Source organism: Enterobacter cloacae complex sp. ECC445 (genome assembly GCF_021892025.1).
GTDB classification, from domain to species: Bacteria; Pseudomonadota; Gammaproteobacteria; order Enterobacterales; family Enterobacteriaceae; genus Enterobacter; species Enterobacter chengduensis.
This window is the reverse complement of record NZ_JAKLRZ010000013.1, coordinates 75,390-98,266: the sequence shown is the minus strand read 5'-3', so window position 1 is coordinate 98,266 and position 22,877 is coordinate 75,390. Positions and strand designations below refer to the sequence as shown.

At 57.0% G+C, this 22,877-nt stretch carries 18 protein-coding genes and 3 tRNA genes; 17 read left to right on the top strand and 4 right to left on the bottom strand.

Annotation, left to right across the window (positions count from 1 at the left end):
• Positions 1 to 97: 97 nt before the first annotated feature.
• Together epmA and yjeM are read left to right on the top strand one after the other, a co-directional pair.
• Complete coding sequence (gene epmA / locus L6R44_RS12910; protein ID WP_237424449.1) at positions 98 to 1,075, top strand: elongation factor P--(R)-beta-lysine ligase; 978 nt, start codon at positions 98 to 100, stop codon at positions 1,073 to 1,075.
• A 198-nt stretch (positions 1,076 to 1,273) separates the two neighbouring features.
• Positions 1,274 to 2,773 carry a glutamate/gamma-aminobutyrate family transporter YjeM gene (yjeM, locus tag L6R44_RS12905; protein ID WP_237424448.1) on the top strand — a complete coding sequence of 500 codons (1,500 nt, stop codon included), beginning with the start codon at positions 1,274 to 1,276 and terminating at the stop codon, positions 2,771 to 2,773.
• A gap of 37 nt (positions 2,774 to 2,810) precedes the next feature.
• On the opposite strand, the gene mscM is transcribed toward yjeM, so the two are convergent.
• The 3 genes from mscM to rsgA form a co-directional block, all read right to left on the bottom strand.
• The gene (gene mscM / locus L6R44_RS12900; protein ID WP_237424447.1) at positions 2,811 to 6,134 is read right to left on the bottom strand and encodes a miniconductance mechanosensitive channel MscM; all 3,324 of its coding nucleotides are present in this window, start codon (positions 6,132 to 6,134) and stop codon (positions 2,811 to 2,813) included.
• 19 nt (positions 6,135 to 6,153) lie between these two features.
• Positions 6,154 to 7,122 carry an archaetidylserine decarboxylase gene (gene asd / locus L6R44_RS12895; RefSeq protein ID WP_032643784.1) on the bottom strand — a complete coding sequence of 323 codons (969 nt, stop codon included), beginning with the start codon at positions 7,120 to 7,122 and terminating at the stop codon, positions 6,154 to 6,156.
• 97 nt (positions 7,123 to 7,219) lie between these two features.
• On the bottom strand, positions 7,220 to 8,272 hold the full coding sequence (gene rsgA / locus L6R44_RS12890) for a small ribosomal subunit biogenesis GTPase RsgA (protein WP_032643786.1): 1,053 nt from the start codon (positions 8,270 to 8,272) through the stop codon (positions 7,220 to 7,222).
• A gap of 107 nt (positions 8,273 to 8,379) precedes the next feature.
• Between rsgA and orn the strand changes: the two genes are divergently transcribed.
• The 4 genes from orn (at position 8,380) to L6R44_RS12870 (ending at position 9,421) form a co-directional block, all read left to right on the top strand.
• Positions 8,380 to 8,925 (top strand): oligoribonuclease, encoded by a 546-nt coding sequence (orn, locus tag L6R44_RS12885; RefSeq protein ID WP_045331420.1) that lies wholly within the window; start codon positions 8,380 to 8,382, stop codon positions 8,923 to 8,925.
• A 196-nt stretch (positions 8,926 to 9,121) separates the two neighbouring features.
• Positions 9,122 to 9,197, top strand: a tRNA-Gly gene (locus tag L6R44_RS12880).
• A gap of 36 nt (positions 9,198 to 9,233) precedes the next feature.
• Positions 9,234 to 9,309, top strand: a tRNA-Gly gene (locus tag L6R44_RS12875).
• A 36-nt stretch (positions 9,310 to 9,345) separates the two neighbouring features.
• Positions 9,346 to 9,421: transfer RNA gene (locus tag L6R44_RS12870), tRNA-Gly, on the top strand.
• A 270-nt stretch (positions 9,422 to 9,691) separates the two neighbouring features.
• Here the strand turns inward: L6R44_RS12870 and queG are convergent.
• Entirely contained in the window at positions 9,692 to 10,831 is a 1,140-nt protein-coding gene (gene queG / locus L6R44_RS12865; protein ID WP_032643793.1) for a tRNA epoxyqueuosine(34) reductase QueG, read from the bottom strand.
• On the opposite strand from queG, the gene nnr reads away from it, so the two are divergent.
• From nnr to L6R44_RS12810, 11 genes are all read left to right on the top strand, one after another.
• Positions 10,830 to 12,353: a bifunctional ADP-dependent NAD(P)H-hydrate dehydratase/NAD(P)H-hydrate epimerase gene (gene nnr, locus L6R44_RS12860; RefSeq protein ID WP_237424446.1), complete on the top strand. Its 1,524-nt coding sequence runs from the start codon at positions 10,830 to 10,832 to the stop codon at positions 12,351 to 12,353. The genes queG and nnr overlap by 2 nt on opposite strands.
• Positions 12,346 to 12,807: a tRNA (adenosine(37)-N6)-threonylcarbamoyltransferase complex ATPase subunit type 1 TsaE gene (gene tsaE, locus L6R44_RS12855; RefSeq protein WP_237424445.1), complete on the top strand. Its 462-nt coding sequence runs from the start codon at positions 12,346 to 12,348 to the stop codon at positions 12,805 to 12,807. The genes nnr and tsaE overlap by 8 nt, the downstream gene beginning before the upstream one ends.
• A gap of 16 nt (positions 12,808 to 12,823) precedes the next feature.
• Positions 12,824 to 14,164 carry an N-acetylmuramoyl-L-alanine amidase AmiB gene (gene amiB / locus L6R44_RS12850; RefSeq protein ID WP_237424444.1) on the top strand — a complete coding sequence of 447 codons (1,341 nt, stop codon included), beginning with the start codon at positions 12,824 to 12,826 and terminating at the stop codon, positions 14,162 to 14,164.
• Positions 14,165 to 14,173: 9 nt separating this feature from the next.
• On the top strand, positions 14,174 to 16,018 hold the full coding sequence (gene mutL / locus L6R44_RS12845) for a DNA mismatch repair endonuclease MutL (RefSeq protein ID WP_237424443.1): 1,845 nt from the start codon (positions 14,174 to 14,176) through the stop codon (positions 16,016 to 16,018).
• Positions 16,011 to 16,961 carry a tRNA (adenosine(37)-N6)-dimethylallyltransferase MiaA gene (gene miaA, locus L6R44_RS12840; protein WP_045329892.1) on the top strand — a complete coding sequence of 317 codons (951 nt, stop codon included), beginning with the start codon at positions 16,011 to 16,013 and terminating at the stop codon, positions 16,959 to 16,961. The genes mutL and miaA overlap by 8 nt, the downstream gene beginning before the upstream one ends.
• A gap of 85 nt (positions 16,962 to 17,046) precedes the next feature.
• Complete coding sequence (hfq, locus tag L6R44_RS12835) at positions 17,047 to 17,358, top strand: RNA chaperone Hfq (protein ID WP_008502919.1); 312 nt, start codon at positions 17,047 to 17,049, stop codon at positions 17,356 to 17,358.
• A 74-nt stretch (positions 17,359 to 17,432) separates the two neighbouring features.
• Positions 17,433 to 18,713 carry a ribosome rescue GTPase HflX gene (gene hflX, locus L6R44_RS12830; RefSeq protein ID WP_237424442.1) on the top strand — a complete coding sequence of 427 codons (1,281 nt, stop codon included), beginning with the start codon at positions 17,433 to 17,435 and terminating at the stop codon, positions 18,711 to 18,713.
• Between the two features lie 56 nt (positions 18,714 to 18,769).
• Positions 18,770 to 20,029: an FtsH protease activity modulator HflK gene (gene hflK, locus L6R44_RS12825; protein ID WP_032643807.1), complete on the top strand. Its 1,260-nt coding sequence runs from the start codon at positions 18,770 to 18,772 to the stop codon at positions 20,027 to 20,029.
• 2 nt (positions 20,030 to 20,031) lie between these two features.
• Entirely contained in the window at positions 20,032 to 21,036 is a 1,005-nt protein-coding gene (hflC, locus tag L6R44_RS12820; protein ID WP_010427498.1) for a protease modulator HflC, read from the top strand.
• 71 nt (positions 21,037 to 21,107) lie between these two features.
• On the top strand, positions 21,108 to 21,305 hold the full coding sequence (locus tag L6R44_RS12815) for a DUF2065 domain-containing protein (RefSeq protein ID WP_003855996.1): 198 nt from the start codon (positions 21,108 to 21,110) through the stop codon (positions 21,303 to 21,305).
• 104 nt (positions 21,306 to 21,409) lie between these two features.
• Positions 21,410 to 22,708, top strand: a complete 1,299-nt coding sequence (locus tag L6R44_RS12810) for an adenylosuccinate synthase (RefSeq protein ID WP_024907332.1) — start codon at positions 21,410 to 21,412, stop codon at positions 22,706 to 22,708.
• Positions 22,709 to 22,877 lie beyond the last annotated feature (169 nt).

Genomic DNA, 22,877 nt, shown 5'->3' with positions numbered 1-22,877 from the left:
CGCCTAAATGAAATGCGCTTTTTTACTGCGCAAAATTTGTCTCCGCCCCTGCTAACGAGTAGACTTCGTGCCCTTGTCTGAAATCGGAGAACAACTCATGAGCGAAACGGCCACCTGGCAGCCGAGCGCATCCATCCCTAATCTGTTAAAACGCGCAGCAATTATGGCGGAGATCCGCCGTTTCTTTGCCGATCGCGGCGTCCTGGAGGTGGAAACCCCGTGCATGAGTCAGGCAACGGTGACGGATATTCATCTCGTCCCGTTTGAAACCCGTTTTGTTGGCCCCGGCCACTCTCAGGGCATGAATTTGTATCTGATGACCAGCCCGGAGTACCACATGAAACGCCTTTTGGCGGCAGGATGTGGTCCGGTGTATCAGCTGTGCCGCAGCTTCCGTAATGAAGAGATGGGGCGACACCACAACCCGGAATTCACCATGCTGGAGTGGTACCGCCCGCATTATGATATGTACCGCCTGATGAATGAGGTGGACGATCTGCTGCAGCAGGTGCTGGAGTGCTCAGAAGCCGAAACGCTCTCCTATCAGCAGGCATTCCAGCGCCATCTGGAAATCGATCCGCTGTCGGCGGACAAAGCCCAGCTGCGCGAAGTGGCGGCAAAACTGGATCTGAGCAACGTGGCGGATACCGAAGAGGATCGCGATACGCTGCTGCAGCTGCTGTTTACGTTTGGCGTTGAACCGCAGATTGGCAAAGATCGTCCGACGTTTGTCTATCACTTCCCGGCAAGCCAGGCGTCACTGGCGCAGATCAGTACCGAAGATCATCGTGTCGCAGAGCGTTTTGAGGTCTATTTCAAAGGCATCGAACTGGCGAACGGCTTCCACGAGCTGACCGATGCCCGCGAGCAGCAGCAGCGCTTCGAGCAGGATAACCGCAAGCGCGGTGCGCGCGGACTGCCGCAGCAGCCTATTGATGTGAATCTGCTTGAAGCATTAAAAGCAGGCTTGCCGGATTGCTCCGGCGTCGCGCTGGGCGTTGACCGCCTGGTGATGCTGGCCCTGGGCGCAGAGCAGCTGGGCGATGTGATTGCCTTTACGGTCGATCGCGCGTAAAGAATTGCCGGGTGGTGCTATCGCTTACCCGGCCTACGCTTCTGGTGGCAATTATCCTTTCCATTTCTTCATGGCAACATTAAAAACTGCCATTTTCTGTGTACACGGGTCTTTTTCTTAATTTGCCCCTTATAGCCACAATGTTTATCTGGTCTTCTGCTACCATCCGCGCAATTTAATTCCTCTTCGGATGGTGCTATGTCCCAGTCACTTAAAAAGATGACCCTCACCGGGCTCATCCTGATGATCTTTACCTCAGTCTTTGGCTTTGCCAACAGCCCGTCAGCGTTCTATCTGATGGGCTACAGCGCGACGCCGTTTTATATCGTTTCTGCACTGTTCTTCTTTATCCCGTTTGCGCTGATGATGGCGGAGATGGGCTCGGCTTACCGGAAAGAAGAGGGCGGGATCTACTCATGGATGAATAACAGCGTCGGTCCGCGCTACGCGTTTATCGGCACGTTTATGTGGTTTTCGTCCTACGTGGTCTGGATGGTCAGCACGGCGGCCAAAGTCTGGGTGCCGTTCTCAACGTTTCTTTTCGGTGCCGATCAAACGCAGGTCTGGTCTTTAGCCGGGCTCAGCTCCACGCAGGTCGTCGGGATTCTGGCGGTCTGCTGGATGGTGGTGGTGACGCTGGTGGCGTCAAAAGGCATCAACAAAATTGCCCGGATTACCGCGGTTGGCGGTATTTCAGTGATGTGCCTGAACCTGGTGCTGCTGCTGGTAAGCATCGCGATTCTGTGCCTTAACGGCGGGCACTTTGCGCAGGAGGTCAATTTTGTTTCATCCCCTAATCCGGGCTATCAGTCCGGGCTGGCTATGCTCTCCTTCGTGGTATTTGCCATCTTTGCTTACGGCGGTATTGAAGCCGTAGGCGGCCTGGTCGATAAAACGGAAAACCCGGAAAAGAACTTTGCGAAAGGCATTATTTTTGCCGCCATCGTCATTTCCATCGGCTATTCGCTGGCCATTTTCCTCTGGGGCGTTAGCACGAACTGGCAGCAGGTGTTGAGCAACAACACGACTAACCTTGGCAACATCACCTATGTGCTGATGAAAAGCCTGGGGATGACGCTGGGACAGGCGATGAACCTGAGTCCAGAGGCGGCATCGGTAATGGGCGTCTGGTTCGCGCGGATTACCGGCCTGTCGATGTTCCTGGCGTATACCGGCGCGTTCTTCACGCTGATCTACTCCCCGCTGAAAGCGATTATTCAGGGTACGCCGAAGGCGCTGTGGCCTGCGCGTATGACCCAGCTCAACGCGACGGGTATGCCTGCCAACGCGATGTGGATGCAGTGTCTGCTGGTGTGCGTGTTCATTCTGCTGGTGTCATTTGGCGGCGATACGGCGTCTGCGTTTTACAACAAGCTGACCCTGATGGCGAACGTGTCGATGACGCTGCCGTACCTGTTCCTGACCCTGGCATTCCCGTTCTTTAAGGCGAAGCAGGATCTCGAACGTCCGTTTGTGATTTTTAAAACCCGCGCGGCAACGCTGCTGGCCACCTCGGTGGTGCTGCTGGTGGTGGCGTTTGCCAACATCTTCACCATTATTCAGCCGGTGATTGAGGCGAACGACTGGAACAGCGCGCTGTGGATGGTCGGCGGTCCAGTCTTCTTCTCGCTGCTGGCGATGGGGATTTATGAGAATTACCGTCGACGCGCGACGGCGTTCGTCGCAGACGTGGCGTAGCGGTAGTATTCCCCTCCCAAAAGGGAGGGGAGATGCGTTACAAACTGCCCGCCGGGCGCGTACGCGCCGCTGACGTCAGCGTTCTTCCCGTTTTACGCCCGTCCAGGCTTTCCAGACGCATCTGGAACGGTGGGAACGGCATATCAATACCGTGCTCGCGGAAGCCGGCCAGAATCAGCTGGTGGATCTCATGGCGCAGCGGCATACGGTGTCCCATTTCGGCGGCGTAGATACGCAGCTCGAAAATCTGGATCCCCTGCTGTAAATCCACGAGGAAGACTTCCGGCGCCGGGTTGTCGATGACCAGCGAGCAGCGCTCCGCGGCAGTGTAGAGGATCTGGGTGACCTCTTCGCTGTTGGCGTCCGACGGGGCCGGTACCGTCAGCACCACGCGCGTCACGGAGTCCGACAGCGACCAGTTGATGAACTGCTCGGTGATGAACGCCTTGTTTGGCACGATGATCTCTTTCCGATCCCAGTCGCTGATCGTCGTCGCACGGGTGTTGATCTTCGTGATGCTGCCGGTCAAATCGCGGATCGTCACGGTATCGCCAATGCGGATCGGTTTTTCGAACAGAATGATCAGGCCAGAGATGAAGTTGGCGAAGATCTCCTGTAAACCAAAACCTAACCCTACACCCAGGGCGGCCACCAGCCACTGCAGCTTCGACCACTCAATCCCGATCATCGAGAAGCCAACCAGCCCGCCAAACAGCATGATCAGATATTTGGTAATGGTGGTAATTGCATAGCCCGTACCCGGGGTTAAATCCAGGTGCTGCAGCAGCGCCAGCTCGAGCAGCGCGGGGAAGTTGCGCACCAGCTGCGTAGTGATAATCAACACCAGAATGGCAATCAGCACCGCGCCTAAGGTAATCGGCTCCAGGCTCTCGACACCCTGCACCGTGGACGTCACGTCCCAGAGAGAGATGTTTTCCAGGAAGCCAAATGCGGAGTGGATCTCCGACCACAGGAAGATCACCGAGAGGAGAGCAATCAGCATCAGGATGGAGCGAACCAGGCGCAGGGACTGGGTGCTGATGGCATCCAGATCCAGCTCGACCTCATCCGCTTCCGCCGTGCCTTCCGTGCTGTTGACGTGGTTTGGCTCTTCCTCACCCCGCGCACGCTGGGCGAGGATCTCTGCCCGGCGATGCTTGGCACGGTCGAAGGCCAGACGGCGGCGCTGGATCAGCATCCAGCGGCGGATCACGTGGTACACCACCAGAAGCAGGAACCAGATGGCCACCGAGGTTTCCAGTCGCGCCAGCAGGGCCAGCGAGGTTGCCAGATAGCCCACCGCGGCTGCCAGCATCGCAATCAGAGGCGCGCTCAGCAGCAGGTTCCAGAGGAGCCGGTTGAACATGTTGTCGCCGCTGCCGGATTTATCCAGATACAGCGGTATCCCCGCGCGTTTCAGGCTGAGCGTGACGATGGCCAGCGCGCCGCATATCAGCATAAAGCAGAGGCGCCCCAGCGAGCCTGAGAACTCCCGGTCGTTGAGATTATCGAACATGATCAGCGCCATAATCAGCGGCACAATCAGCCCGATGCTCATCAGGTAGTAACGCATGGCGCGCGCGACGCGGTTACGCGGCCAGCCGAAGTGGGCAATAAACAGGCCATTGGGGCGCGCGAAGGTGGCGCAAATCATGACCACCCACAGCAGCGGCACGGTGGCGGTGACGCCATCGCCAATCGCTACCGCAAGCGGGTAGGGCCAGGCTTCCCGCAGGCCATACCCCAGCGTCATCCACAGCACCGGCAGCGGGGAGGCGACGAGAATCGACCAGAATACCGTGCGCAGCGTCAGCCAGAAGTGATCCTGGGTGACTTTCCCGACCCTTGAGCTGGACCGCTCCAGGAAACGGGTGAAATGTCTGCGCGAGTAAATGCTAAAGCCCACCAGAATCAATGCCACCAGCAGCGGGAAAATAGTCTCTTTGCTGGTGAACATCATCACGCTGGCCTGTCCCAGCTGGCTGACGGTGTCCAGCGAAATCAGACGGCGCAGGTCCTGAACAATCTCAATCGGCCACGAGAAGGTCATCGGACGCACGTCGGACGTCCAGAAGAGATATCGGTGCGTGGCCTCGTTCACCTCTTTCAGCGCGTCTTCCAGCTGGCTGTTGGACACTTTTAGCTTGGTCAGCTCCAGAATCAGCGTATCCCCGCCCTGGAGCAGAGAGTTCAGCAGCTCACGCTGGGTGCGCAGCTGGGCTTCCAGAATCCGGTTCTGATCGCTGGTCAGGGGCTGTCCGTCAGCCTGACGGATCTGGCGGATTTGCGGGTGTTTATTGAGGAGGTCTTCAAAGTGCAGTCGCTGAACGCGCAGCTGGGCCATCTCGGTATCCAGCTGCTGCGGCTTAGGCATTTCCGGCAGGCGCGAGACCTGGGCGCGTAGCGCTTCGCCCAGCAGGTTTGATGACCCGAGCCACTGGGACTGCTCGCGCAGGGTGTTGAGCGCCTGGCGAACCTGCAGTGTTTGATTGGTCGCCTGACGCTGCTGCGAGGCAACCAGATCCATGCGCTGCGCCTGCTGGTTCAGCGCGGCAGAAAGCTCGCGGTTGACCCTGAATTGTTCGTTGATACCGGCAGGCAGGTTTTCGCTGTTTTCCGCCAGCAGTTCGGTGCTTTCCAGCGCGCGCTCCGCTTCACGCTGACGCTGGCTGTTGAGCTGATTGCGCAGGGCCTGAAGATAGGCGTCAAGCTGCTCGCTCTGCTTCTGGGCGAGTTCAGAGCGCATCCGCGACAGTTCCTGGCGGTTATTGGCGGAAAGCTGCGCCAGCTCCAGCTCATCGACAAGGGCCTTCAGGCGAGCCGATTCTGCCTGCAGGCCCAGATTTTGCGCCTGAGCCTGAGGCGTATTGCCGCTTTGCGTACCTACGCGACGCTCCACTTCATTAAGCTGGCGGCGGGCGTCCGTTTGCTGCTGCGGAAGCTGGCTAAGGGAGTCGGCAATTTCACGCGCTCGCTCCTGCTCCTGCTGGGCCAGGCGGCTTTTTTCCAGAAGCTGGCTGCTGACCTGCAGGATCTCCTGGTTCAGGGCGTCGGAGGTCATGCCTGCGGGCACGTCACGCGGCTCGTCACGCAAATTATTGAGCTGTGAGCGCAGCGTCTGCGAGAGTTTGGGGAAGTTGTCGATAACCTGCTGATACTGCTGAGCGCGCTCAAGCGAGCCTTTTCGCTCCTCAAGCGCGTTCAGGGCTGCCTGGAGCGACTCGACGGTCTCTGGCTGAGCGGGTTTTGCCGCTTTGGCCTGCTCCAGTTCCTGGGTTATCTGTTTGGCGTCGGGGGCTGTCGCTGCGTACGCCCCCATGCTGAGGCACCAGGCCATCAGTAGAACGATAATCGGGCGCACGTCAGCGATCCTTCTGTAGTTAGCCTTCGTCTTTTTTGTCGTCAACCAGCGGGCTGGCGTCGTGCTCGGCGTGGATCTCTTCCTGTGAAAGCGGCGCGGGTTCTGCATCCGGCGTCACGAAGGTTTCGGTCGAGACCGCCAGCGGCTGGCCCAGTTTAGTGACCGACAGGCTTTCGAGCTGTTCAGCCAGCTTCACCTTGCCCGGCGCAAACAGGTTGATCACGGTGGAGCCCAGCTTGAAGCGGCCCATCTCCTGACCTTTCAGCAGGGCGACAGAGCCTTCCGCTTCACCGGCAGGCCAGGTCCAGCGCTTGATCACGCCTTCGCGCGGTGGGGTAATGGTGCCTGCCCAGACGGTTTCGATGCTGCCTACGATGGTTGCACCGACCAGAATCTGCGCCATTGGGCCAAATTCAGTATCAAACAGGCAGATGACGCGCTCGTTACGGGCAAACAGGTTCGGCACGTTCTGCGCGGTGAGGTGGTTCACGGAGAACAGGTCGCCCGGAACGTAGATCATTTCGCGCAGAATGCCGTTACACGGCATGTGCACGCGGTGATAGTCGCGCGGTGACAGATAGGTGGTGGCAAACGTACCGTTGCGGAACAGGTCCGCCATCAGGTAATTGCCCGCCAGCAGCGCTTCCAGGCTGTAGTTATGGCCCTTGGCCTGCAGGATTTTGTCGTCTTCGATGTTACCCAACTGGCTGATCACGCCGTCTGCCGGCATCACCAGGACGCCAGGGTCGGTGTTCAGCGGACGCACGTCGTCACGCAGCGGGCGCACGAAGAACTCGTTGAAGGTGCGGTAGCTGGCGGTATCCGGCTTCTGCGCCTCTTTCATGTCGACCTTGTAATATTTTACGAAAAGGTCGATGACCAGTTTGGTCAGCCAGCCCGCGCGTTTGCTTGCGCCCCAGCCCGCCAGGCGAGTGAGCCACAGTTTTGGCAGAATGTATTGAAGCGAAAGTTTAAATGCGTTTAACAAGGTAGCCTCCAGGCCATTGTTTTGTCGTTCCTGATCCGGCGTTAAGCCGCCGGAACCTGAAAAAAGGGGACGATTTTAGCGATGCTTAGCTTAGTTGTCAGTTATCAGAATCAGAAAAGTTTTTACGCGTTTTTACGTCTTCCATGCTCTCGAGAATGCGGTGATAGTTTTCAAAGCGAGTCTCCGCAATTTCACCGTTCTCAACCGCTTCGCGGATAGCGCAGCCAGGGTCGTTATCGTGTTTACAGTCGCGGTATTTGCAAGCGCCTAAATATTCATGGAATTCGACAAATCCGTTAAAGATTTGTTCCGGCTCAAGGTGCCACAAACCGAACTCACGCACGCCCGGGGAGTCGATCACGTCGCCACCGTGCGGGAAGTGATACAGACGCGAGGCGGTGGTGGTGTGCTGGCCAAGACCCGAGACGTTGGACACATCGTTAGTCAGGATCTCCTGCTGGAGGCCCAGCAGGTTGTTGAGCAGGCTCGATTTGCCCACGCCGGACTGGCCCGCAAAAATGCTGATGCGGTCGGTAAGCGCCTCTTCAAGCGGTTTCAGGCCATCCCTGGTGTGGCTGGAGACCATCAGCACGCGATACCCAATCTTTCGGTAGATATCCATTTGCTCGTTCACGAAGGCCATGCCGTCGTCATCCAGCAGATCGATTTTGTTCAATACGATGATCGGTTCAACCTGCAGCGTTTCGCAGGCGACAAGGTAACGATCGATAATGTTGAGCGAAAGCTCAGGTAAAATCGCCGAAACGATGACGATCTGGTTAATGTTGGCGGCAATCGGCTTCACGCCATCGTAGAAATCCGGGCGGGTGAGCACCGACGTGCGTTCATGCACGGCCTCAACGATGCCCTTAACCGTGACCCCTTCAGCGGCCTCTTTGCCTGGTCGCCAGACCACGCGATCGCCGGTCACCAGTGAACGGATGGTGCGACGGATATTGCAACGGTGAATATTCCCGTCGGCGGATTCGACATCGGCATGCATACCGAAACGGCTAATGACGACGCCTTCTGTCGCTTCACCAAACAGGTTGTCGTCATAATCCGGCTTCTCCGAAGTGGTTTTAAGACGGCGCTGGTGGTTGGCGTTTACGCGGCGCTGCTGCCCTTTGGAGAGTTTATTTTTACTCAATCGCGCTGGCTCCTGGTCGCCCGTAAGGGGCAAAACCTCTATGATACACTCTAATTAATACTAGTTAACCTGCTACTGCCGGTTATGCGAGAAGGGTGGAAAATAACATGAGCGCGGATGAAAACAACCTGATTTGGATCGATCTCGAAATGACCGGGCTGGATCCCGAGCGCGATCGCATCATTGAAATTGCAACGCTGGTGACGGACGCCAACCTGAATATCCTGGCTGAAGGGCCAACGATTGCGGTGCATCAGTCCGATGAGCAGCTGGCGTTGATGGATGAGTGGAACGTGCGCACCCACACCGGCAGTGGCCTGGTGGAGCGCGTGAAGGCGAGTACGTTCGGCGACCGCGAGGCGGAGCTGGCGACGCTTGAGTTCCTGAAGCAGTGGGTTCCGGCAGGTAAATCGCCTATCTGTGGGAATAGCATCGGCCAGGATCGCCGCTTCCTGTTTAAGTACATGCCGGAGCTGGAGTCTTATTTCCACTACCGTTATCTGGATGTCAGCACCCTGAAAGAGCTGGCGCGTCGCTGGAAGCCTGAAATCCTCGACGGCTTTAAAAAGCAGGGCACCCATCAGGCGATGGACGATATCCGGGAGTCCGTGGCGGAGCTTGCGTACTACCGCGAAAACTTTATTAAGCTGTGATTTTGAGATCCGGCGCCTTGCGTGGCCGGGTTTTTGCCGTTAAATTGTTCAGCTTGCCGATTTAATAAGCATTTGAACTGAATTTCGAAAAAATCGCTTTAAGGGGGGTTGCAGCTAAAAGGATTTCTCGTATAATGCGCCTCCCGTAACGACAGAGAATTACGCGTTACGACAGCAACAAAAGCAGTACAGATTTGCGGGAATAGCTCAGTTGGTAGAGCACGACCTTGCCAAGGTCGGGGTCGCGAGTTCGAGTCTCGTTTCCCGCTCCAAAATTTGAAAGTGCTTTCACAGCACAGACTGCCCAAGCGGGAATAGCTCAGTTGGTAGAGCACGACCTTGCCAAGGTCGGGGTCGCGAGTTCGAGTCTCGTTTCCCGCTCCAAAATTTGAAAGTGCTTTCACAGCACGGACCACCCAAGCGGGAATAGCTCAGTTGGTAGAGCACGACCTTGCCAAGGTCGGGGTCGCGAGTTCGAGTCTCGTTTCCCGCTCCAAATTCTTCATCATCTCTTAAATATCCGCAGCGAAGTGTTTCGTTGGGGCCGTTTTCTATTGTCTCTGAAATACTCTTGTAAACAGAGTTATCCACAGAAACTGCGCTTAACCGGAACAGGGTTAAAACTTAGCAGGGTGAATAATATCTTTATAAGTTTCTGTATTTAATGAATAAAATTTGATTTCAAAATGTTATTGAGATCACTTGACCTCATCCCCAGCCCAGATGGCGCTTGAGTTTGTAATTTTATTCACAGGCTGTGAATAGTTCAGGCATCCCGCGTAAGCCCTTTTTCGATTACCCTAACCAGACGCTGTTTCTTCGGTAGCTGGACCTCGACTACACAGGCATTGCGCTTCTCAATTTGCTGCGCAATCGCCCATTCTATGTGTTCGTCAAGAAGTGGGTGCTCACCTCTACGGCTTTCAAGTGCCCGCAGATTCGCTTCATCCCAGGGAGCATTACCCAGGGCGACGGCAACATTACGCAGCCAGCGCAGATGGCCGATACGGCGAATGGCGGAACCTTCCGTCACTTTCAGGAACCAGGCTTCGGTCCAGGCGAACAGCTCAACGAGCTGCGGCGCGTGCAGCGCCTTACGCGGGCTGAAATCCTCTTCGTCCGTCAGCTGGGAATAGCGGTTCCACGGGCAGATCAGCTGGCAGTCGTCGCAGCCGTAGATGCGGTTGCCGATAAGCGGTCGAAATTCTTCTGGAATGGCCCCTTCCAGTTCGATAGTGAGGTAGGAGATGCAGCGGCGCGCATCAACGGTGTAGGGCTCAACGATAGCCCCCGTCGGGCAGATGGTCATGCAGGCCACGCAGCGGCCACAGCCTTCTTCTACCGGACCGTCTATCGGCAGCGGCAAATCAATCAGCAATTCGCCAAGGAAGAAGAACGATCCGGCGTCGCGGCTAAGAATAAGTGAGTGCTTACCTGTCCAGCCAAGCCCGGCTTTTTCGGCGATCGGGCGCTCAAGAATAGGCGCGGAATCGACAAAGGGTCTAAAATTCAGCGAAACACAGTGCTGCTGAATGGTTTCCCCGAGCTTTTTTAAACGGTTGCGCAGAAGCTTATGGTAATCACGTCCCAGGGCGTAGCGGCTGACGTAACCCAAAGAGGGGTCTTTTAGCGTGCGCGCAAAGGCCGCGTTGGCGGGCAGGTAGTTCATGCGCACGCTGATGACGCGTAACGTGCCCGGCAGGAGCTCGTGTGGACGGGCGCGCATCATGCCATGACGCGCCATCCACTCCATTTCGCCGTGGTATTGTTTATCCAGCCAGGCCTGCAGTTTTGGCTCGCTGGCCGAGAGGTCGGTATCGGTAATGCCCACCTTCTGGAAGCCAAGTTCAGCACCCCACTGTTTTATTTTTTGCGCTAATTCATTGAGATCGAGGGGCTGTGACATGACGGACCATACGGTGAAGAAAAACCCCGCAAGTATACCACATTCCATCTGGCATGCGGATGACCTCCGGCGCGCCGAAAAAGAGGCCGCGGACAGCCTCGGGATTACCCTGTATGAACTGATGCTGCGCGCGGGTGAGGCGGCGTTTAACGTTGCCCGCAGCGCGTATCCGCAGGCCGCTCACTGGCTGATTCTGTGTGGGCACGGCAATAACGGCGGCGACGGCTACGTTGTCGCCCGTCTTGCGGCTGCGGCAGGTATCCGCGTGACGCTGCTGGCCCTGGAGAGTGAGAAACCGCTGCCGGAAGAGGCGGACGCGGCACGCACGGCGTGGCTTAACGCAGGCGGTGTGATTCATGCACCGAATATCCTCTGGCCAGAGGCGGTGGACCTGATTGTTGACGGTCTGCTGGGCACCGGGCTTCGCAGCGCGCCTCGCGAAAACGTTGCCGCGCTGATTGAACACGCGAACAGACATTCCGCGCCGGTTGTCGCCCTGGATATTCCCTCTGGCCTGATTGCACAAACCGGCGCGACGCCGGGAGCGGTGATTCAGGCTGCGCACACGGTGACCTTCATCGCACTTAAGCCGGGGTTGCTGACCGGCAAAGCGCGAGACGTTGTTGGCGTGTTGCACCACAGTGCGCTGGGGCTGGAGAGCTGGCTGGCCGGGCAGGAAATGCGCATCGCGCGGTTTGATGCGTCGCAGCTTGCAGCGTGGCTCCCGCCGCGCAGACCGACGTCCCATAAGGGCGATAGCGGCAGGCTGGTGATAATTGGCGGCGATCGTGGCACGGCAGGTGCGATTCGCATGACCGGCGAAGCGGCATTACGCAGCGGTGCTGGCCTGGTGCGAGTGCTCACCCGCATTGAGAATATTGCGCCGATCGTTACCGCCCGACCGGAGCTGATGGTCCACGAACTCACGGCCCAGGCGCTTGAAGAAAGCCTTGAATGGGCAGACGTGGTGGTGATTGGGCCCGGGCTTGGACAGCAGGCATGGGGTAAACAGGCCCTGCAAAAGGTCGAGAATTTTCGTAAACCGATGCTGTGGGATGCCGACGCGCTTAACCTTCTGGCAATAAACCCCGATAAGCGTCACAATCGCATTCTCACGCCACACCCCGGCGAAGCCGCGCGACTGCTTAACTGCAGCGTGGCAGAAATTGAAAGCGATCGCTTACTTTCTGCTCAGCGTCTGGTAAAACGTTACGGAGGTGTTGCTGTTTTAAAAGGGGCAGGCACCGTTGTCGCCAGCGACGAGACGCAGGGCATTATTGATGCCGGCAATGCGGGCATGGCAAGCGGCGGCATGGGCGATGTGCTTTCCGGCATCATTGGCGCATTGCTTGGACAGAAACTTCCCCTTTATGATGCAGCCTGTGCGGGCTGCGTGGCCCACGGCGTCGCGGCGGATAAACTGGCTGCGCGTTACGGCACGCGCGGTATGCTGGCCACCGATCTTTTTTGCACGCTGCGGCGTGTTGTTAACCCGGATGTGATTGACGTAGAAAATGACTAATCGAGCGATTCCTTTACCTGATGAACAAGCCACTTTAGAACTCGGCAGGCGCGTGGCGCAGGCCTGTCAGGGGGCAACCGTCATTTATCTGTATGGTGATTTAGGTGCGGGTAAAACCACCTTCAGCCGGGGTTTTTTGCAGGCGTTAGGGCATAACGGGAATGTCAAAAGCCCAACCTACACGCTGGTAGAACCGTATACCCTTGAGAATCTCATGGTGTACCACTTCGATTTATACCGCCTTGCGGATCCTGAGGAGCTGGAATTTATGGGGATCCGTGATTATTTTGCCAATGATGCCATCTGCCTGGTGGAGTGGCCGCAACAAGGTGCGGGTGTGCTGCCTGACCCGGATGTCGAAATTCACTTAGATTACCAGGCACAAGGGCGTGAGGCGCGCATCAGTGCGGTTTCCTCATCAGGCAGTTCCTTACTGGCGCGTCTGGCCGGTTAAGCGTAGGGATGACGGGATGATAAATCGCGTTAAAGGCTGGTTGTTGGCTGCCACCGTGCTGCTGTGCGCGCAGGCCGGGGCGGCAAACCTCTCGGATATTCAGGTATCAAACGGCGAAAGCCAGGCCCGGATCACGTTCAGCTTTATGGGCGATCCTGAGTATGCATTTTCACAGCCAGACAGCCACAGCGTGGCGCTGGATATCAAACAGACGGGCGTAATCCAGGGGCTACCGCTGCAGTTCAGCGGTAACAACCTGGTGAAAAGCATCCGTTCGGGAACGCCCCAGGATAGTCAGTCGTTACGCCTGGTGGTCGATCTGACCGAAAAGGGTAAAACGAAGGCGGTGAAACAGCAAAACGGCGCGAACTATACGGTCGTTTTTACCATCAATGCCGACGTTCCGCCGCCGCCTCCACCGCCGCCGGTCGTCGCGAAGCGCGTGGAAGAGCCGGTGTATACGCAGCGTCCTGCGGAACCCGCGCGTAATCCGTTTAAATCGCAGAACGATCGCATTACTGCGGCAACCAGCAGCAATACGGTGACGCGTCCGGCGGCCAGCGCGCGACGCGCGACGGTCAGCGGTGACAAAGTGATCATCGCCATTGACGCGGGCCACGGCGGGGAAGATCCGGGGGCGATTGGCCCTGGCGGCACGCGCGAGAAAAACGTGACTATCGCTATCGCGCGTAAACTGCGTTCGCTGCTCAACGACGACCCTATGTTTAAAGGCGTGTTGACCCGAGACGGGGACTACTTTATCTCCGTCATGGGGCGCTCGGACGTGGCGCGCAAGCAAAACGCCAACTTCCTGGTCTCCATTCATGCGGACGCTGCGCCGAATCGTAGCGCGACCGGCGCCTCGGTTTGGGTGCTGTCGAACCGTCGCGCCAACAGCGAAATGGCCAACTGGCTGGAAGAGCATGAGAAGCAGTCCGAGCTGTTAGGCGGCGCGGGCGACGTGCTGGCGAACAGCCAGTCCGATCCGTACCTCAGCCAGGCGGTGCTGGATTTACAGTTCGGTCATTCTCAGCGCGTCGGGTATGATGTCGCCACTAACGTACTGAGCCAGCTGCAAAGCATTGGCGTGCTGCACAAACGTCGCCCTGAGCATGCCAGCCTCGGCGTTCTGCGCTCGCCAGATATCCCGTCCATCCTTGTAGAGACGGGCTTTATCAGTAACAACGGCGAAGAGCGTCTGCTGGGAAGCGACAGCTACCAGCAGCAAATTGCCGAAGCGATTTATAACGGTCTGCGTAAATACTTTGAGGCGCATCCGCTGCAGTCCGCACCGCAGAGCGGCGCTGCCCAGACGGCCAGCGCAGCGCTGCCGGGTGAGATGACCGCGACCAACTAAGGAGAATTCATGCCGATTCAGGTTCTACCGCCGCAGCTCGCGAACCAAATCGCCGCCGGTGAGGTGGTGGAGCGCCCTGCGTCGGTGGTGAAGGAGCTGGTGGAAAACAGCCTCGATGCGGGCGCAACCCGCGTTGATATTGATATCGAACGCGGTGGCGCGAAGCTTATCCGCATTCGCGACAACGGCTGTGGCATTAAAAAAGAGGAGCTGGCGCTGGCGCTGGCGCGTCACGCCACCAGTAAAATTGCTTCTCTGGATGACCTGGAAGCGATTATTAGCCTCGGCTTTCGCGGTGAGGCGCTGGCCAGCATCAGCTCGGTTTCGCGCCTGACGCTGACCTCCCGTACCGCTGAACAGCAGGAGGCCTGGCAGGCCTACGCCGAAGGGCGCGATATGGACGTGACGGTCAAGCCCGCGGCGCATCCTGTCGGCACAACGCTTGAAGTGTTAGATCTCTTCTACAACACCCCCGCCCGACGCAAGTTTATGCGTACCGAGAAGACCGAGTTCAGCCATATCGACGAGATCGTTCGGCGTATCGCGCTGGCGCGTTTTGACGTCACCATTAACCTCAGCCACAACGGCAAGGTGATGCGCCAGTATCGCGCGGTGGCGGAAGGCGGGCAGAAAGAGCGTCGTCTGGGTGCGATCTGCGGCACGCCGTTTCTGGAACAGGCGCTGGCCATCGAGTGGCAGCACGGCGATCTGGCTTTACGCGGCTGGGTTGCCGATCCAAACGCGAGCAGCGCTGCGTTCTCTGAAATTCAGTATTGCTACGTCAATGGCCGCATGATGCGTGACCGCCTCATCAATCACGCGATTCGCCAGGCCTGCGAAGACAAGCTCGGGGCCGATCAGCAGCCTGCTTTCGTCCTTTATCTGGATATCGACCCCCATCAGGTGGATGTGAACGTTCATCCTGCCAAGCATGAGGTACGGTTCCACCAGTCGCGTCTCGTTCACGACTTCATATATCAGGGCGTGGCCGCCGTGTTGCAGCAGCAGGCAGAGCCCGCGCTGCCGCTGGAGAACGACGCGCCTGCACCGCGTCCGCTGCCCGAAAACCGCGTGGCAGCGGGCCGCAACCATTTTGCGGAGCCTGCCGTCGCGCGTGAGCCTGAAGCCCCGCGCTTCTCATCCGCAGGGAGCGCGCCGCGTCCAACCGGCGCGAACTACCCGAATGCCCAGCCTGGCTATCAAAAGCAGCAGGGGGCGTTGTACCGCAAGCTGCTGGAAACGCCAGCCGTGGAGCGTAAAGAGCCTCTTCCGGCCCCTCAGCCTTCACTGGACGGCCATAGCCAGAGTTTTGGCCGGGTGCTGACGATCGTTGCGCCGGATATGGCGCTGCTTGAACGTAACGGCAAAGTGATGCTTCTGGCCCTGCCGGTCGCCGAACGCTGGCTTAAACAGGTGCAGCTCACGCCGGGGGAAAACGCAGCCTGCGCGCAGCCGCTGTTGATTCCGGTACGACTGAAAATATCCCCTGACGAAACGAGGGTATTGCAGCGCGTCGGGTCGCAGCTTGCGCAGATGGGTATTGAAACTGTGCTCGAACCACAACATGTGACAATTCGTGCAGTGCCTTTACCCTTACGCCAACAAAATTTACAAAACTTGATTCCTGAACTGATAGGCTACCTGGCGCAGCAAACATCGTTTGATGCCGCCAACACCGCGCAGTGGATCGCCCGCCATCTGGCAAGCGAACACGCGCCGTGGAGTATGGCGCAGGCCATCAGCGTGCTGGCGGAGGTGGAACGTCTCTGCCCGCATCTGGTAAAAACGCCGCCGGGTGGTTTATTACAACCTGTTGATTTACAAACGGCGATGAACGCCCTGAAACATGATTGACGTAAGTAAGGCGAGCCTGCCTAAGGCAATTTTTTTAATGGGCCCAACGGCCTCGGGCAAAACGGCGCTCGCCATTGAGCTGCGTAAAGTTTTGCCTGTAGAGTTGATTAGCGTCGACTCCGCCCTCATCTATCGGGGGATGGACATCGGCACGGCGAAGCCTGACGCAGACGAGCTGCGTGCGGCACCGCACCGTTTGCTGGATATTCTCGACCCGGCTCAGGCGTACTCCGCAGCGGATTTCCGCCGGGATGCCCTGGCCGAGATGGCCGAGATAACGGCGGCGGGACGTATACCGCTGTTGGTTGGTGGAACCATGCTTTATTTCAAGGCGCTGCTGGAGGGGTTGTCACCTCTGCCATCTGCGGACCCGGAAATAAGAGCAAAAATTGAGCAGCAGGCGGCAGAGCAGGGTTGGGACGTTTTGCATCAGCAACTGGCGGAGATTGACCCGGTTGCTGCAGCGCGGATCCATCCAAATGATCCGCAAAGGCTTTCCCGGGCACTGGAAGTTTTTTTCATTTCGGGTAAAACTTTAACGGAACTGACGCAAACGTCAGGAGACGCTCTGCCGTATCAGGTGCATCAGTTCGCCATCGCCCCGGCGAGCCGTGAACTGCTCCATCAGCGAATTGAGCAGCGTTTTCATCAGATGTTAGCTTCAGATTTTGAAGCAGAAGTGCGGGCGCTCTTTGCCCGTGGAGATTTGCATACGGACATGCCTTCCGTTCGTTGTGTGGGATACCGCCAGATGTGGTCGTATCTTGAAGGTGAGATTTCATACGATGAAATGGTTTATAGAGGTGTTTGCGCCACGAGACAGTTAGCGAAGCGCCAGATCACCTGGTTGCGCGGTTGGGAGGGGGTTCACTGGTTAGACAGTGAAAAACCGCAACAGGCGTTAAACGAAGTGATTGAGGTTGTTGGTGATATCGCTCACTGAATGTGTACAATTGAGACGTATCGTGCGCAATTTTTCAGAATCGCAAGGTTCTAAGTACAAAACAAGCATATAAGGAAAAGATAGAATGGCTAAGGGGCAATCTTTACAAGATCCGTTCCTGAACGCATTGCGTCGGGAACGTGTTCCAGTTTCTATTTATTTGGTGAATGGTATTAAGCTGCAAGGTCAGATTGAGTCTTTCGATCAGTTCGTGATTCTGTTGAAAAACACGGTCAGCCAGATGGTCTACAAGCACGCTATTTCTACCGTTGTTCCGTCTCGTCCGGTATCTCATCACAGTAATAACGCTGGCGGCGGCACGGGTAGTAACTACCATCATGGCAGCAACGCGCAGGGTTCTTCAACGCCAGCGCAGGACAGCGACGAGACCGAATAAGGTTTCGCACTGTTATCCACACGGGGAGCCAGGGATCCTGCGTTCCCCGCTGATCTTTTTAGAGAGGTTTACGCTTGTTTGACCGTTATGATGCCGGTGAGCAGGCGGTGCTGGTACACATCTATTTTTCGCAAGACAAAGATATGGAAGACCTCCAGGAGTTTGAATCTCTGGTCTCTTCCGCCGGTGTCGAAGCAATGCAGGTGATTACCGGTAGCCGTAAAGCGCCGCACCCAAAGTATTTTGTTGGTGAAGGTAAAGCAGTCGAAATTGCGGATGCCGTAAAAGCAACCGGCGCGTCAGTCGTGTTGTTTGATCATGCGCTGTCTCCAGCCCAAGAGCGCAACCTGGAAGCCCTTTGCGAATGCCGTGTTATCGATCGCACGGGTTTGATTTTAGATATTTTTGCTCAGCGTGCTCGTACCCACGAGGGGAAACTGCAGGTTGAGCTGGCGCAGCTGCGCCATCTGGCAACGCGTCTGGTGCGTGGCTGGACACACCTTGAAAGACAAAAAGGCGGGATTGGTTTGCGCGGCCCGGGTGAAACCCAGCTCGAAACCGACCGTCGTTTGCTTCGTGGCCGAATTACCCAGATCCTCTCGCGTCTGGAACGCGTAGAGAAACAGCGTGAACAGGGGCGTCGGGCGCGAACCAAAGCGGACATCCCGACGGTGTCGCTGGTGGGTTATACCAACGCCGGTAAATCGACCCTGTTTAACCAGATTACCGAGGCTCAGGTGTATGCCGCAGACCAGCTGTTTGCGACCCTGGACCCTACGCTGCGCCGTATTGACGTTGCAGACGTGGGTGAAACGGTGCTGGCGGATACCGTAGGGTTTATCCGCCACCTGCCGCACGAGCTGGTGGCGGCGTTTAAGGCCACCCTGCAGGAGACGCGTCAGGCGACGCTGCTGCTGCACGTGATAGATGCGGCAGACGTGCGGGTGCAGGAAAACATCGACGCGGTGAACGTGGTGCTCGAAGAAATTGACGCCCACGAGATCCCAACGCTGTTGGTCATGAACAAGATCGATATGCTGGACGATTTCGAACCGCGTATCGACCGAGATGAAGAAAACAAACCGATTCGGGTCTGGCTTTCTGCCCAGACCGGTATTGGCGTGCCACTGCTTTTCCAGGCTTTGACAGAACGTCTTTCCGGTGAGGTGGCTCAGCACACGCTGCGACTGCCGCCACAGGAAGGCAGGCTGCGCAGCCGGTTTTATCAGCTTCAGGCGATAGAAAAAGAGTGGATGGAGGATGACGGCAGCGTGGGGATGCAGGTGCGTATGCCGATCGTTGACTGGCGTCGCCTCTGTAAACAAGAACCTGCCCTGGCGGACTATATCGTCTGATCGGAAAGGGGATGCCTGAATAATTCGCCCTTGCATAACAAATATGGAGCATATACATGGCGTGGAATCAGCCCGGTAATAACGGACAAGACCGCGACCCGTGGGGAAGCAGCAAACCTGGCGGCAACTCTGAGGGAAATGGCAACAAAGGTGGTCGCGAGCAGGGGCCGCCGGATCTGGATGATATCTTCCGCAAGCTGAGCAAGAAGCTTGGTGGCCTTGGCGGAGGAAAAGGTTCTGGCTCGGGTGGCAACTCCACTCAGAGTCCGCGCCCACCGATGGGTGGCCGCGTTGTAGGTATCGTGGCCGCTGCGGTGGTCATCATCTGGGCAGCCAGCGGGTTCTACACCATTAAAGAAGCAGAACGCGGCGTGGTCACCCGTTTCGGTAAGTTCAGCCATCTGGTTGAGCCGGGCCTGAACTGGAAACCGACCTTCATTGACGACGTGACCGCGGTCAACGTGGAGTCCGTCCGTGAACTGGCGGCCTCCGGCGTGATGCTGACCTCTGATGAAAACGTGGTGCGCGTCGAGATGAACGTGCAGTACCGCGTGACCGACCCTGAGCGTTATCTGTTTAGCGTGACCAGCGCCGATGACAGCCTGCGTCAGGCGACCGACAGCGCCCTGCGTGGTGTGATCGGTAAATACACCATGGACCGCATCCTGACCGAGGGTCGTACCGTTATTCGTAGCGATACCCAGCGCGAGCTGGAAGAGACCATTCGTCCGTACAACATGGGTATTACCCTGCTGGACGTCAACTTCCAGGCTGCGCGTCCGCCGGAAGAGGTGAAAGCCGCCTTTGACGATGCGATTGCTGCGCGTGAAAACGAACAGCAGTACATCCGTGAAGCAGAAGCGTACACCAACGAAGTTCAGCCACGCGCTAACGGCCAGGCGCAGCGTATTCTGGAAGAAGCGCGCGCGTACAAGACGCAGACCATTCTGGAAGCGCAGGGTGAAGTGGCTCGCTTCGCGAAGATCCTGCCGGAATATAAAGCGGCACCGGAAATTACCCGTGAGCGTCTCTATATCGAGACCATGGAAAAAGTGCTGAGCCACACCCGCAAAGTGTTGGTTAACGACAATAAAGGTGGAAACCTGATGGTTCTGCCGCTGGATCAGATGCTGAAAGGCAATGCTGCGCCAGCCGCGAAAGGCGACACCAGCGGCGCGAACAACCTGCTGCGTCTGCCGCCTGCCTCAACGGGCAGCGCCAGCACGAACACAACGCCTTCTTCGAACGATGGTGACATTATGGACCAACGCCGTGCTAACGCGCAGCGTAACGACTACCAGCGTCAGGGGGAATAAGGATGCGTAAGTCAGTTATTGCGATCATCGTCATCGTACTGGTCGTACTTTATACCTCGATCTTTGTGGTGAAAGAGGGCGAGCGTGGGATCAAATTCCAGTTCAGCAGCGTCGTGCGTGATGGCGACAAGCGCCCGGTGATTTACGAGCCGGGTCTGCACTTCAAGGTGCCGTTCATTCAGTCGGTGAAAACCCTTGATGCGCGTATCCAGACCATGGATAACCAGGCCGACCGTTTCGTGACCAAAGAGAAGAAAGACCTGATCGTTGATTCCTATATCAAATGGCGCATCAGCGATTTCAGCCGTTACTTCCTGGCAACGGGCGGCGGCGACGTTTCTCAGGCCGAAGTGCTGCTGAAGCGTAAATTCTCTGACCGTCTGCGTTCTGAAATTGGTCGTCTGGATGTGAAAGACATCGTGACCGATTCCCGCGGTCGTCTGACTCTGGAAGTGCGCGATGCGCTGAACTCCGGAACCGCGGGCACGGAAGACGAAGTGGAAACGCCAGCAGCGGATGATGCGATTGCCAAAGCGGCTGAACGCGTTCAGGCGGAAACCAACGGCAAAGTGCCGGTGATCAACCCGAACAGTATGGCTGCGCTGGGTATCGAAGTGGTGGACGTGCGTATCAAGCAGATCAACCTCCCGGCAGAAGTGTCCGAGGCGATTTACAACCGTATGCGCGCCGAGCGTGAAGCGGTAGCCCGTCGTCACCGTTCACAGGGCCAGGAAGAGGCTGAGAAGCTGCGTGCAGCAGCGGACTATGAAGTCACCAAGACGCTGGCGGAATCTGAGCGTCAGGGCCGTATCCTGCGCGGTGAAGGTGATGCCGAAGCGGCGAAGCTGTTCGCGGACGCCTTCAGCCAGGATCCTGACTTCTACGCCTTTATCCGTAGCCTGCGCGCTTACGAGAATAGCTTCCAGAGCAACCAGGATGTGATGGTGCTCAGCCCGGACAGCGATTTCTTCCGTTATATGAAGACGCCGACCAACGCTACGCGATAAACTCAGGCTCGTTTGAGTATTCAAACCACCGCTCTCAACGGAGCGGTGGTTTTCTTTTATGAGGAATAAAAATGAATTCAACGATCTGGCTCGCACTGGCCCTGGTCCTGGTGCTGGAAGGTCTTGGACCGATGCTCTATCCGCGCGCCTGGCGTCGAATGATCGCCACGATGAGCCAACTTCCCGATAATATTTTGCGTCGTTTTGGCGGCGGTCTTGTGGTTGCGGGCATCGTGATCTACTACATGTTGAGGAAAACGATTGGCTGATCAAAAAGTGGTCGGATTTGGGATATTCTGAGGTCAAAAAGTGCTGTATATCTGAAAAAGCGATGGTAGAATCCATTTTTAAGCAAACGGTGATTTTGAAAAAAATGGGTAACAACGTCGTCGTACTGGGCACCCAATGGGGTGACGAAGGTAAAGGGAAGATTGTTGATCTTCTGACTGAACGGGCTAAATATGTTGTACGCTACCAGGGCGGTCACAACGCAGGCCATACTCTCGTAATCAACGGTGAAAAAACCGTCCTCCATCTTATTCCATCAGGCATTCTTCGTGATAACGTCACCAGCATCATCGGTAACGGCGTTGTGCTGTCTCCTGCTGCGCTGATGAAAGAGATGAAAGGTCTGGAAGACCGTGGTATCCCTGTTCGTGAGCGTCTGCTGCTCTCCGAAGCCTGCCCGCTGATCCTGGATTATCACGTGGCGCTGGACGTGGCGCGTGAAAAAGCGCGCGGCGCGAAAGCGATCGGCACCACCGGTCGTGGTATCGGCCCGGCTTACGAAGATAAAGTTGCACGTCGCGGTCTGCGCGTGGGCGACCTCTTCGACAAAGCCACCTTCGCTGAAAAACTGAAAGAAGTGATGGAATATCACAACTTCCAGCTGGTGAACTTCTACAAAGCTGACGCTGTTGACTACCAGAAAGTGCTGGATGACGTCATGGCGATTGCAGACATTCTGACCGGTATGGTTGTTGATGTGTCCGATCTGCTGGACCAGGCGCGCAAGCGTGGCGATTTCGTCATGTTTGAAGGTGCGCAGGGTACGCTGCTGGACATCGACCACGGTACCTATCCGTACGTAACCTCCTCGAACACCACCGCTGGTGGCGTGGCGACCGGCTCTGGCCTGGGTCCACGCTACGTGGATTATGTTCTGGGCATCATCAAAGCGTACTCCACTCGCGTGGGTGCGGGTCCATTCCCGACCGAGCTGTTTGATGAAACCGGCGAGTTCCTGTGCAAGCAGGGTAACGAGTTTGGCGCGACCACCGGTCGCCGTCGTCGTACCGGCTGGCTGGATGCGGTTGCCGTGCGTCGTGCTGTGCAGATCAACTCCCTGTCTGGCTTCTGCCTGACCAAGCTGGACGTACTGGACGGCCTGAAAGAAGTGAAAATCTGCGTCGGCTACCGTATGCCAGATGGCCGCGAAGTGACCACCACGCCGCTGGCTGCTGACGACTGGGAAGGCATCGAGCCAATCTACGAAACCATGCCGGGCTGGTCTGAGACCACTTTCGGTGTGAAAGAGCGTAGCGGCCTGCCGCAGGCGGCGCTGGATTACATCAAACGTATTGAAGAACTGACCGAAGTGCCGATCGATATTATTTCTACCGGCCCGGATCGTACCGAAACGATGATCCTGCGCGACCCGTTCGACGCATAATGATGGTTTCGCCCGGCGGCGCTGCGCTTGCCGGGCCTACAAAACCCATCGTAGGCCGGATAAGCAACGCGCATCCGGCTTTTTTATCCTCCGTTCCCCTTTCAGTTCAAATAAATTAGCCGCTATCTATCTGGCTGGTTTATCATCATTAATGAATATCTCTGCGGTT

Bases quoted from the DNA above. Each gene is read 5' to 3' on its own strand.
- epmA (WP_237424449.1), top strand. From the start codon at position 98: ATGAGCGAAACGGCCACCTGGCAGCCGAGCGCATCCATCCCTAATCTG.
- yjeM (WP_237424448.1), top strand. From the start codon at position 1,274: ATGTCCCAGTCACTTAAAAAGATGACCCTCACCGGGCTCATCCTGATG.
- orn (WP_045331420.1), top strand. From the start codon at position 8,380: ATGAGCGCGGATGAAAACAACCTGATTTGGATCGATCTCGAAATGACC.
- nnr (WP_237424446.1), top strand. From the start codon at position 10,830: ATGACGGACCATACGGTGAAGAAAAACCCCGCAAGTATACCACATTCC.
- queG (WP_032643793.1), bottom strand. From the start codon at position 10,831: ATGTCACAGCCCCTCGATCTCAATGAATTAGCGCAAAAAATAAAACAG.
- tsaE (WP_237424445.1), top strand. From the start codon at position 12,346: ATGACTAATCGAGCGATTCCTTTACCTGATGAACAAGCCACTTTAGAA.
- amiB (WP_237424444.1), top strand. From the start codon at position 12,824: ATGATAAATCGCGTTAAAGGCTGGTTGTTGGCTGCCACCGTGCTGCTG.
- mutL (WP_237424443.1), top strand. From the start codon at position 14,174: ATGCCGATTCAGGTTCTACCGCCGCAGCTCGCGAACCAAATCGCCGCC.
- miaA (WP_045329892.1), top strand. From the start codon at position 16,011: ATGATTGACGTAAGTAAGGCGAGCCTGCCTAAGGCAATTTTTTTAATG.
- hfq (WP_008502919.1), top strand. From the start codon at position 17,047: ATGGCTAAGGGGCAATCTTTACAAGATCCGTTCCTGAACGCATTGCGT.
- hflK (WP_032643807.1), top strand. From the start codon at position 18,770: ATGGCGTGGAATCAGCCCGGTAATAACGGACAAGACCGCGACCCGTGG.
- hflC (WP_010427498.1), top strand. From the start codon at position 20,032: ATGCGTAAGTCAGTTATTGCGATCATCGTCATCGTACTGGTCGTACTT.
- L6R44_RS12815 (WP_003855996.1), top strand. From the start codon at position 21,108: ATGAATTCAACGATCTGGCTCGCACTGGCCCTGGTCCTGGTGCTGGAA.
- L6R44_RS12810 (WP_024907332.1), top strand. From the start codon at position 21,410: ATGGGTAACAACGTCGTCGTACTGGGCACCCAATGGGGTGACGAAGGT.